This window comes from Pseudoalteromonas luteoviolacea H33-S (genome assembly GCF_001625695.1).
GTDB classification, from domain to species: domain Bacteria; phylum Pseudomonadota; class Gammaproteobacteria; order Enterobacterales; family Alteromonadaceae; genus Pseudoalteromonas; species Pseudoalteromonas luteoviolacea_B.
This window is the reverse complement of record NZ_AUXY01000051.1, coordinates 18434-29983: the sequence shown is the minus strand read 5'-3', so window position 1 is coordinate 29983 and position 11550 is coordinate 18434. Positions and strand designations below refer to the sequence as shown.

General features: G+C 44.3%; 10 protein-coding genes. 7 read left to right on the top strand and 3 right to left on the bottom strand.

Annotated elements, in window-relative coordinates; translation table 11 throughout:
- The first annotated feature begins 315 nt into the window (after positions 1-315).
- From N477_RS03825 to N477_RS03800, 6 genes are all read left to right on the top strand, one after another.
- A complete protein-coding gene (locus N477_RS03825) occupies positions 316-2277 on the top strand; it encodes an FAD-dependent L-amino acid oxidase (protein WP_063360286.1) in 1962 nt (653 codons plus the stop codon).
- Between the two features lie 72 nt (positions 2278-2349).
- Positions 2350-4140, top strand: coding sequence for an alpha-keto acid decarboxylase family protein (locus N477_RS03820; RefSeq protein WP_063360287.1), 1791 nt, complete (start codon positions 2350-2352; stop codon positions 4138-4140).
- 153 nt (positions 4141-4293) lie between these two features.
- Positions 4294-4995, top strand: coding sequence for a spondin domain-containing protein (locus N477_RS03815; RefSeq protein WP_063360319.1), 702 nt, complete (start codon positions 4294-4296; stop codon positions 4993-4995).
- 10 nt (positions 4996-5005) lie between these two features.
- A complete protein-coding gene (locus tag N477_RS03810) occupies positions 5006-5788 on the top strand; it encodes a spondin domain-containing protein (RefSeq protein ID WP_063360288.1) in 783 nt (260 codons plus the stop codon).
- Positions 5789-5863: 75 nt separating this feature from the next.
- Positions 5864-6595 (top strand): response regulator transcription factor, encoded by a 732-nt coding sequence (locus N477_RS03805; protein ID WP_063360289.1) that lies wholly within the window; start codon positions 5864-5866, stop codon positions 6593-6595.
- Positions 6592-8067: a sensor histidine kinase gene (locus tag N477_RS03800; RefSeq protein WP_063360290.1), complete on the top strand. Its 1476-nt coding sequence runs from the start codon at positions 6592-6594 to the stop codon at positions 8065-8067. The genes N477_RS03805 and N477_RS03800 overlap by 4 nt, the downstream gene beginning before the upstream one ends.
- Here the strand turns inward: N477_RS03800 and N477_RS03795 are convergent.
- The gene (locus N477_RS03795; protein ID WP_063360291.1) at positions 8062-9477 is read right to left on the bottom strand and encodes an MATE family efflux transporter; all 1416 of its coding nucleotides are present in this window, start codon (positions 9475-9477) and stop codon (positions 8062-8064) included. The genes N477_RS03800 and N477_RS03795 overlap by 6 nt on opposite strands.
- 229 nt (positions 9478-9706) lie before the next feature.
- Between N477_RS03795 and adhP the strand changes: the two genes are divergently transcribed.
- The gene (gene adhP, locus N477_RS03790) at positions 9707-10720 is read left to right on the top strand and encodes an alcohol dehydrogenase AdhP (protein WP_063360292.1); all 1014 of its coding nucleotides are present in this window, start codon (positions 9707-9709) and stop codon (positions 10718-10720) included.
- Positions 10721-10774: 54 nt separating this feature from the next.
- Here the strand turns inward: adhP and N477_RS03785 are convergent, their stop codons facing one another.
- The gene (locus N477_RS03785) at positions 10775-11188 is read right to left on the bottom strand and encodes an ACT domain-containing protein (protein ID WP_063360320.1); all 414 of its coding nucleotides are present in this window, start codon (positions 11186-11188) and stop codon (positions 10775-10777) included.
- A 44-nt stretch (positions 11189-11232) separates the two neighbouring features.
- Positions 11233-11454: a hypothetical protein gene (locus tag N477_RS03780; RefSeq protein ID WP_063360293.1), complete on the bottom strand. Its 222-nt coding sequence runs from the start codon at positions 11452-11454 to the stop codon at positions 11233-11235.
- Positions 11455-11550 lie beyond the last annotated feature (96 nt).

The following is an 11550-nucleotide window of genomic DNA, read 5'->3' as shown; positions in this document are numbered from 1 at the left end:
GTTTCAATGCACTCAAGCGTCATAAGATAATCTTCAGTCAACATAATTTATCGCTGGTTTATTCACCTTATAAATAGAGGAATACGTTCAACAGCACCATCACAAAGTTAACCTTTGTGCTACATTTAATTTGAATTATATAAATGCGCCGTGCAGTAGCAGTTTATTGGGCCATTAAACAACTTACATAATAAATGTAAAACGTTATGTAAATCGCAGATTTAACTATCTGCTTTTGCAGCACAGTCGCAGTAGTCGTTTATAGGAGTAGTCGTCTGCCAAAGTAGACTTAACCATCAAGGCTAAGGAAAAACTATGACACATTACACATTTGGCAAAGAGATCACGGATAAACCCCTCCCCTCAAAAGTAAAGGTCGCCATTGTTGGCGCGGGTATGTCAGGTCTATATAGTGCCTGGCGATTACAGCAAGAAGCACAAGTACAAGATTTGGCTATATTTGAACGCTCAAATAGAACAGGCGGACGTTTAGACTCCGATCTGATCGAGTTTAATAATCTACGTTCAGATCAGCCAAAGACCATCACGGTTAAAGAAGAGCAAGGCGGCATGCGCTTCTTGTTTGATGGAATGGACGACCTGATGGCGCTATTTTTAAAACTCAATTTACAAAACGACATCGTTCCTTTTCCGATGAGCAGTGGTGGAAATAACCGTTTATTCTTTCGCGGTGAAAGCTTTAGCGTTACAGATGCACAACAAGATAATTATGCTATCTGGTCACACTTATATAACCTTGACCAATCTGAGCAAGGTGTGAACCCAAAAGACATCGTTAATGTCGTGTTTAATCGCATATTAGAAGCTAACCCACAGTTTCAGCAACGTCCCGAAGTCAGAGGCCCAGAATTTTGGCAAGCATTTAGATTAGAGTGTCAGTGGCAAGGGCAAACGCTAAATGAATGGACCTTGTGGGACCTGTATACTGATATGGGTTACTCACAAGAGTGTATCAATATGCTCTATCGTGTACTTGGCTTCAATGGCACCTTCTTATCGCAAATGAACGCGGGTGTTGCTTACCAGCTCCTAGAAGACTTTCCTGCCAATGTGCAATTTAAAACCTTTAAAGACGGCTTTAGCACATTACCGAATAAACTCGTACAAGAAGTCGGCACTGATAATATTCACTTACAGACCAGTATTGAAGAAATCGACTTTGCTGAAGAATCTGGGCTGTATTCATTGCACTATAGCCACACTGATGAACATGGGAAAACACACAAAGGGGTCGTGCAAGCAGAAAAAGTGATATTAGGCTTACCGAGGCTTGCACTTGAAAAACTATTTGTTCGCTCCAACGCGTTTAACCAGCTCGACAAAGACAAATCTGAGCAACTTTGGAACACCCTGCAATCAGCCAGCAATCAGCCGCTGCTAAAAATTAACCTGTATTATGACTCAGCGTGGTGGGGTCGTGGTACCACTGGCAGACCCGCCGTTGAGTTTGGCCCTAACTTTGCCGACTTACCCACAGGATCAGTGTATCCTTTCTATGCCATCAATGATGAATTGGCCGCAGCACTGATGTACCAAGAGCGAACAACGCACCCTTCAAAAGATGTACAAGCTAAATTGGACCGTATCGGCAATGACAAATACGAGCGACCCGCCGCATTGACCATCTATTGCGACTATTTAAATATCAACTTCTGGAGCAACTTGCAAAACATTGGCGAGACTTACCATCACCCGAATCAAAGTCATTATGTGCAAGATGTCCCAGATGATATCTATCCAGCGTCGACAGCGGTTGTGGCTCAGGCAACAAAATTCTTCAAAGAAATATTTAACACCCACTATGTACCTGAGCCAATCCTGACCAGTGCACGCATTTGGGAAGGGAGTACCAAGTTTGATATCCCAGCAAGTCGACAATTTGGTTATGGCGTTCACCAATGGGCAGTGGGTGCTAATGATAAAGAAGTCATGGGAACACTCAGTGAGCCATTACCCAACCTATACACCTGTGGTGAAGCATTCTCTGATTATCAGGGCTGGGTTGAAGGCGCATTGCGCTCAACTGATTTGGCATTAGAAAAAAGCTTTGGTTTGAAACCATTTAGTCAAGTGTACTTTGAAAATACCAACATTCATGCATCGGATGCAATCAAAGCAATTTACGAAGAAAACTCCAGTAAGCTCATCAACCAATACATTGAGACTAACTTCTCAGCAAATGCAGCGCCAATAGACCGAGCACAAGACTTTGATAGTGTTATCGGTGTTGACCTTTGCTACTTCGATACCAAGTAATCGACAGTATCAACGCGGCGGCTAAGCAAATCGCTGAGCCGCTTTTTTGCGAACTAATCTGAGAGTTTAGTTATGAGTTCATGTTTCAAAGAATATACGGTAGCAGACTACTTCAAAGACCGCCTGGAAGAAATTGGCGTTGATCACATGTTTGGCGTCGCTGGCAATTACACCGCAGGTTTACTCGATACTATTTTAGCCGACAGCCAATCCCCCATCACCATTAAGGGCAATGCCAATGAAATTTGCGCGGGGTTTGCCGCTGATGCGTATGCCAGGCTCAAAGGCCCCTGCGCCGCTTATGTGACTTACAGCGTGGGGGCATTTAGTCTGCTCAATACCATCGCTGGCTCTTATGTCGAGCAAGTTCCGGTTATTTTAATCAATGGTGCCCCCACCAATAAAGAAGACCAAATATCAAAGTGCCAAGGCTTGCTTTACTCCCACACCACAGGATATGAGTTTGTCGATATTCACATGTTTCGTCCAGTCACCGTGGCCGCAGAGCGCATTACCAATGCACTACAAGCCCCCTATCAAATCGACTCGGCATTAACAGCATTACTCAGTGAGCAGCGCCCTATCTACTTTGAGGTCACAGAGGATATTTGGCGTAGCCCGTGTCAAAGGCCACAGGGGCGGATCAGAGAGCGGCAAAATGATACGCTCACGGTCAGTTGTGCCAAACAAGCTGCCGAAGCAACCTTGCAGCTCATGCTATCAAAACCAAAAAGCATATTTTGGGCAGGCATTGAACTGCAAAGACTCGAATTGCAAGATGAGTTTCTCAATTTAATGGAAGTGATCAACCGCCATCATGCCATGCCCGATGGACAGATACATTTTGTCACCTCTGCATTGAGTAAGTCCGTCATTGCTGAAACACACCCTTGGTTTGAAGGCTGCGTGACACTCTCCCCATCTGAAGTAAAAGATCTGGTTGGAGAAGATGGCGTGTTAGTCGGTATAGGTGCATGGACAACGGGTAAAGATACCGGCAATCAAGATATTCGTAGCAGCAACACCATATTATCGGCTCATAAAGGTGTCTATGTGGGAGCTGACTTTTATCCGTCGGTCCAACTTAAAGACTATTTGTTATACCTTACAGAGGTCTTTGAAAAACTAGCTAAAGAACAACCAGCCCAACTGAGCGGCATTCGCAAGCCAATGCCGCTAAGCAGCATGCCTACGCCAGAGCAACAATTGGGCTATGATAGCTTTTTCTCTGCGATCAGCAGCTGGCTCTCAGAAGAGGATGTTTTAATTGTGGATGCCGGCTTCCCACTGATCGGTGCCCAAAAAGTTAAAATTCCCTCGCGAAATGGCTTTGTTGCACAAGCCGCCTGGTTATCGATAGGTTACTCTGTGCCAGCTGGCACAGGCGTAAAATGTGCTTACCCTGATAAACGCTCCATTGTAGTGGTCGGCGATGGCGCCTTTCATGAAACCTGTCAAGCGGTAGCCGATCAACATGCATATGGACAAAATACCGTTGTGTTTGTCTTGGCAAACGGTATCTATGGTATCGAGCAATACCTTGTGAATCCAAATCCATTTCGTGACCCGCCGGTAGATTATCAAGATAAATTACTCAACACAGTTTATAGCTACAATGATCTACCTTCTTGGAACATCGCTAAGTTACCGGACGCATTTGGTGGTAAAGGAATCAAAGTTACCTCTATAGAACAACTACTCAATGCACTAGAAGAAGTTCGCCAGCACGACAACACCAACTATGTTGTTGAGGTGTGTATACCAAAAGAAGATACCCCATCAAGCATCACAGCCGAAGCACCAACGGCCGTGGGAGAAGATGAAATATGCAACCCTCAATGGCCGCCTGCCGGTAAATTTTAACTGCCAATACCAGCCCAAGTGGCTGGTTTTGATTTTTTTGGCTTGAATTAAAAAATGATCTTACTGTGATAAATTTGTGATAATTGAGGGAGGCTTTCGTAATAATTGCCCTGCATGCTTAGTGTTGTCAATTACAAACAACAAGAGCCAATTATGAAAACACGTATTCTATCACTCATCGCAGGCACACTTCTTAGCTCCGGTGCTGCACATGCAGCCTCGCTTGAAGTGAAGGTTACTAACCTAACCCAAGGAATATACTTCACCCCTTTACTCATTACTGCGCACACCAAGGATGCCATGTTATTCAATGTTGGAGACAAAGCATCTGATGAGCTACAAGCCATGGCCGAAGGCGGCAGCTTGGATGGTCTTAACACCATATTGACAGGCATTAGCGCGAATACTGCTCTAAACCCTGCTGGAGGTTTACTCGCGCCTGTAACAAGCACGATGACAGATTTAGAAACCACGGATGGCAACGATAAGCTGTCTATCGTTGCTATGATGCTGCCAACCAACGACGGCTTTATCGGACTTAATAGTTGGCAGATCCCAACTGAAGCGGGCACCTATCACGTCTATTTGAACGCCTATGATGCAGGTACAGAGGCCAATAATGAATTGGTCGAAGACGGCTCAGGTGTACCGGGTGTATTAGGTATTCCTGCTTCTCCTGGTGTAGCTCCAGGTACCGGGGGAGCTGGTGTAACGACTGATGAAGCCAATGAAATGATACACATTCATAGAGGTAACATAGGCGATGATAATCCAACAGGCGGTAACAGTAATTTACACAACACAGTACACCGCTGGTTGAACCCAGTTGCTAAAGTGACTATCACAGTAAAATAAGGTGGCTATCATGAAACTCTCTAAATTGATTATACCGATTGCTTGCCTGACCCTGGTTGCCTGTAGTGATAATGACGATGAACCGATGACAGTCGTTGAAAGTCCGGCACCGGCCCCCACGCCTGATCCAACTCCAGACCCAACCCCGGACCCAACACCTGACCCAACGCCGGACCCGACACCAGATCCGGAGCCTAGCGAGGCCATGTTAAAAGTCACTGTGACAAACATGACTTATGCCCAACCTCTTTCCCCTGTTGGTGTGGTATTGCATAAAGAAGGACAACTATGGGAAATTGGTCAGCCAGCCAGTGAAGCGCTTGAAAAAATGGCAGAAAGTGGAGACAACAGTGATTTGCTTGCCTTGGGCGTCGTGCAGAGTAAAGTGTCTGGAGAAGGGGTTTTGCCACCTGGGGCAAAAACAGAGCTTATGTTAACGCAATCGTCACTGGATGAACAAAAGTTATCATTATTTACCATGATGGTGAATACAAATGACGGCTTTACCGGTCTTAATGCCTTAGATGTGTCTTCTATGGCTGTAGGTGACGAGATGCACTATGTCACCTATGCGTATGACGCAGGTACTGAAGAGAATTCAGAAACCAGTGGCACTATTCCTGGCCCCGCTGACAATGGGGAAGGGTTTAATGCACAAAGAGAAGAACTGAACAAGGTTGCCATGCATCCTGGTGTTGTCGGTCAAGACGATGGTCTGACGAACTCTGTGTTAAGCAGTGCTCATAAATTTGACAACCCATTGATGTCAGTGACCATTATGAGAACCAAATAGCCTCCTACTCGCCCCGGCAACCGAGTAGCTGGGGCGTGTTTGCTTGTGTAATAAGCACGAGCAGGAGGTTAGTCTATGCATCAACGCGTGCTCATTGTCGAAGACGATTTAGACATCGCTCGTTTACTACAAGTACATTTAAACGAGCTTGACCTTGAAGTTGATCACCTTGCGACAGGAGAAGGTGTTATGGCTCAACTAACGCAGCAACACTATGCCATCGTATTGTTAGACGTCATGCTACCTGTCGTCGATGGTTTAACATTGTGCAGAGAAATAAAAACACTCCACCCCAAAATCAGTGTTGTCATGTTAACTTCAAAAAGTAGTGAGATGGATCGCGTCATTGGCTTAGAAATGGGGGCCGATGACTACATATGTAAACCCTGTAGCTATCGTGAATTTCAAGCCCGTATCAAGGCACAGTTAAGACACATTAAGCTGTTAGAAGCACAGCAATCCATTGAAATACCTAAGGGCGTTTCAGCCCCGATAAAACTCGGTGACCTGCATGTTGACCCGCACTGCCACGAAGTATCTTTACATCAAAAGCTGTTGGAGCTGACCGCAACTGAGTTTGAGCTTATGCTATTTTTCGTCAAACATCCCAATCAAGTATTTTCCCGTGCGCAATTACTAGAGTCTGTGTGGGGCTACGACCATTTGGGTTACGAACACACCGTTAATTCTCATATTAATCGCATACGGACCAAAATAGAAAAACTCACAGACCAAGCGATCATCGAAACCGTTTGGGGCGTTGGCTATAAACTCAATTCTAAGCCTTTGCAACAGGACAGGTTATGACCTTTTCACTCTATCACCGCCTTGCACTCGTCATTACTGGTGTATTCATGCTCACAGTCTCTGCGTTTGTGTACTGGACGCAAAACCTCTCTTCTATTTCCAGAGCTCAAGCAGAACAACAATTGCATTTAGGGCTTGCTGAGCATTTAGCGCAAGACAACCCGCTACTTAAGCAAGGCGTCTATGATTACAAAGCACTTGAGAACTTGTTCCATACACTGATGGTGCTTGGTCCAGCTTTTGAGTTTTACTTTGTTGATCCCAGTGGCAAGCTACTTACTTTTTCAGCAAAACCCGGTGAAGTAAAAAGGCAGTCTATTGATTTACGTCCACTTATTCAGCTTATTAATGAACCGACTAAGCTGCCTATATATGGTGATGACCCGCGTTCAGTTGAACAAAACAAAATTTTTTCAGTGTCCCCCGTGTATAACGGAGACAAGCTACAAGGATACCTGTATGTCATTATCGGCTCGTCGATTGCGGATTCTATCAGCGCGCATATAAAAAGCTCTGAACAATTAGCACAGAGCATCGCTTGGTTAATCGCCATGGCCATTTTTCTGTTTGCCATTTTGTTGCTGCTATTTCGAACTATGACTCGGCCACTAAAACGTCTCAGCCAATTTATTCAAAAGGTTGAAAAAAATGACTTTGATATGCAATCCATTAATCCATTAACTTGGTCATCAAAATACAACGAAATTCATGTCGTTGGGCAAAGTGTCAATAGCATGCTCGAAACGATAAATCAGCAAATGACGCAGCTTACAGCCATAGATGAGCAACGTCGCAAGCTGTTAGCGCATCTATCTCATGATTTGCGTACGCCACTTGCATCGCTACAAGGTTACTTAGAGCTCATAGAAAAAAACCCTCCGACGGGCAACAATGAGCAAGAGTACCTCGCGATTTCGCTTAAAAACTGCAATCAGTTAAAAAGCCTCATCGATCAGATTTTTGAACTTGCTCATTTAGAATCTGGACAGTCTAAAGTCAACTTTGAAGTGTTTAATCTTGGCGAGCTTATTTATGACGTACTCGCTAAGTTCGCATTAAAAGCGCAAAAAGCAGATATCTCATTAAGTGTGTACCCAGTTGAATGTGATTTTACTGTCTACTCTGATATTGCAAAGCTAGAACGAATTCTCAGCAATTTAATTGAAAATGCGCTGCGTCATACCCCAGCAAAAGGCAGCATTTGTATCTCAATTTGTGCCACTGAAAAAGCTTACAGCATTGCCGTGCAAGATACAGGCGTTGGAATAAGCCCCAAAGAGCTGCCGTATATTTTTGAAGCGCGCTATCAAGCAAGCAATACGCGTGGCTGCAAAAAGTCTCATGCAGGCCTTGGCCTTGCCATCACGGCAAGGCTCATCGAACTGATTAAATCCGAGATAAAAGTAAATAGCCGCCTTGGTCAAGGAAGCGAATTTGTTTTTCAAGTCAGAGGGGCTGAAGGGTCACTATGAGGCTGATTTATTTGGTGTATCTTTAGCTCTATATAGTGGTGGCCACTTTGCTTTACACTCACCGAAGGACACCAACTGCAGACCCTTCTTGTACAATTCTCTTTTAAGTAAAAAATGACTGACAACCGCTTGTATGTACACAGAGCTTGCAGATATTGACCATATTATTTCTAAACTAATGGTTGAGGTTAGGGAGAGCGTGATAACCGGCACTGAAAATAAACTCAATCTGATCACTGTGCTCAATAATGCAGGCCAAACATTCCCCAATGCTTTAAACATGGCTGACACGGTAAGTACATATCCTGCAGGTATAAAGTTGAAGCACACATAACTCAGAAAAACAGTTGCGACAACAATAACCTCTTGCTCATTTGAAAAAGGCGTAATGAAAATATCAGCGTAAAACACACAGAGTCCATTTAAAATCAGCATCAATCCACAAGTCATCCACGCCATTTGATGATAGGTGTTTAAAACACGACGCATATTACCTGACGCGAAATTTTGCCCCGCAATTGCAGGACCGGCTAACGCCACAGCCATAGCGGGTAAAAATAGTGCCTGCATCACTCTAACCCCCACGCCAAAACCAGCTTGTGCAGAAGCATCAAAATCACGCAAAACCCAGTAAATGACGGACATATAAACAAATGTGAATAGCAGTTCACCACCTGCTGGCAGACCTAAACCGATAATACGTTTAATTTCCACTCCATTTGGCAAGCATTGCTTAAAGGTCAAACCTAAATAACATTCTTTGTATTTCAAATATAAGAACAGTCCCACAAAGCCCAATGCCATAGCAATTGAGCTAGCAAGCGCCGCACCAGCCACCCCGAGCGCCATGCCAAAAACTTTGCCTGTGATAAGTAAAGGAGACAACAACATGTTGAGAATTACGGCGACAATATTAATCAACATGGGAAGCTTAACAACGCCAGTTCCTCTCAATGCGGCAGCAATCGCAGTGATAGGAAACTGAAGTGCTAACGCAGGTAAAAACCAGTAAAAATAATCAAGGCTAGCTTTTAAAGTCGCGGTATCTGGCGCTAAGGCATCGAAATAAATCGGTGCTAACAGTAGCCCAAAGATGATTACGCCAATCATGCACAATATGGATATAAATATGCCTTGATTAAACAAAGTATTGGCATGCGATTTATCTTTCCTACCTACCGCATGAGAGATCAAAGTACCCATACCCACGTTAAGTACTTGCGTTGCAGCCAAGACAAAAAAGACTAATACGCCAACGCTCCCGACTCCGGCTAAAGCGGCGCTGCCCAATTTTCCAACAAAGTAAAGCTCAACCATAAAGTTTAAAGTATGCACAAACATACCCATCATAATGGGCACACTCATGAAGGTCAGATGCTTGTGTATCCCGCCGTGCGTTAAATCCTTCAATTTAATTCCTCTTATATTCTGGCATGGGCTATATCGATTAGGTTATGCCCACTGTAAGGCAGAGCAAGAAAGCAAGACAGAGAAACTATTTCACGTTGAACGTGAATTTAAAAACATTCCCCATGCCATCAAGTGCAAAATATTGCGCCGGATCAACCCTGGCAATGCAAAACTAGATACACTCAATGTCAGCACAATCAATTGTCTTCTATTTACGAAAGGATCCACCATGAAAGCAGCCGTTGCTCATAAGTTTAAAGCGCCGCTGTGCATAGAGACTGTTGCACAGCCAAAAATCCAACCCGGGACAGTTTTAGTTAAAATCGCGGCTTGTGGCGTATGCCACACCGATTTACACGCCTGTCATGGCGACTGGCCTGTAAAACCCAAGATGCCGCTCATCCCCGGCCATGAAGGTGTTGGCATCATTGAGAAAAAAGCAGATGATGTCCACCATTTAAACATTGGTGATAAGGTAGGGATCCCTTGGCTACATTCCGCGTGTGGACATTGTGAACATTGCTTACAGGGAGACGAAAATCTCTGTTCTCAGCAGCAAAATAGCGGCTACTCAGTTGATGGTGGCTATGCGGAATATTGCTTAGCTGATGCCAACTATGTTGTGAAAGTGCCCGCCAATTTAGGGTTTGTCGAAGCTGCTCCCTTATTCTGTGCTGGCGTTACAACCTATAAAGCACTTAAAGTCAGTGAGGCCAAGCCGGGACAGTGGGTATCTATTGTTGGCGTTGGTGGGCTTGGGCATTTAGCAATTCAGTACGCTAAAGCCATGGGCTTAAATGTGATTGCAGTGGATACGGGTGACAATAAGCTTGCCCTGGCCAAAGAACTCGGAGCCGATCATTACATCGATTATCAAAAAACCGATCCGGCTGTTCATATTCAGTCAAACTTTGGTGGCGTGCAAGCAGTTATCTGTACAGCGGCTTCAAAAAACGCTTTTGACAGTGCATATCAAAGCGTCAAACGCGGTGGTAAATGTGTGTTAGTTGGACTACCCAATGATGCACTACCTATCCCTATCTTTGATACGGTATTAAAAGGGATCAGTGTAATAGGCAGTATCGTCGGAACGCGGCAAGATCTCATTGAGTGCCTTGAGTTTGCCGCGGCTGGAAAAGTACGCGCCATTGTGCAAACGCAACCTCTTGCCAATATCAATCAAGTCTTTGATCAGATGCTAGAAAACGATATTCAAGGGCGCATTGTACTGACACTAGATTAAATATCCTGCTTTATCCCAACTTGCTAGGCTGCGGTGGCAGCCTTTTTTAAAAGACTACGCTCCTTGATGACTTTGCGACAGCTTAATTAAACACTGCAAAGCCTTATCAGCACATTCATTTTGTACAAAAATATGGTCATGGTAATACCCTGCAACGACATTCGCACTAAGACCTTCTTCCCCCAATGCTGCTGCAAATGCGGCAGTCAGGCCAACCGCCTCTAAACTGGAATGCACATTTAAGGTAATACAGCGATAATCCCCTTGATAATTAATATCCGCCTCTTGTGCATACGCCTTGCTGATGATCACCGTGACACCCTCTTTTTCCCGGAACATACCGTGTATTTTGCTTAGTGAAAGGTGCGCTAGTTGACGCTCCGATACAACACAATAGACATACAGCTGCGTAGATAAAACAGGCTCCATACTGGCTAGCAGCACCGATAAATTGGTTTCTCCCGACATACTTTGACCCTCTTTATTGTTATTTTTAAATATCAAATGATGCATTAATCTTCTTCAGATTTTTGCTTTTTCCGCTGCTCTTGCTTCGCTTTAGCTATATTCTTAAATTGTGGCGGCGGAATTGGAAATAGCGCAATTAAAGGCATTAAAGCCATAAATAAAAAAGCGCCTTTAGGCATTTTCTTGGCCCAACGCACCGCGCGATACATAAGTATAACTGCACCGAGTATGCAAAGCATGAGTAGCACGCGAGTTTGCCAGTCCATAATCATGAGTCCTTTGTTAAACTGTCATATTGCTATGTGGCCACCGTATATCTTTTTCAAGCTAAGCGCTGTTTCGCGAGTTTTTATGGCGTAAAA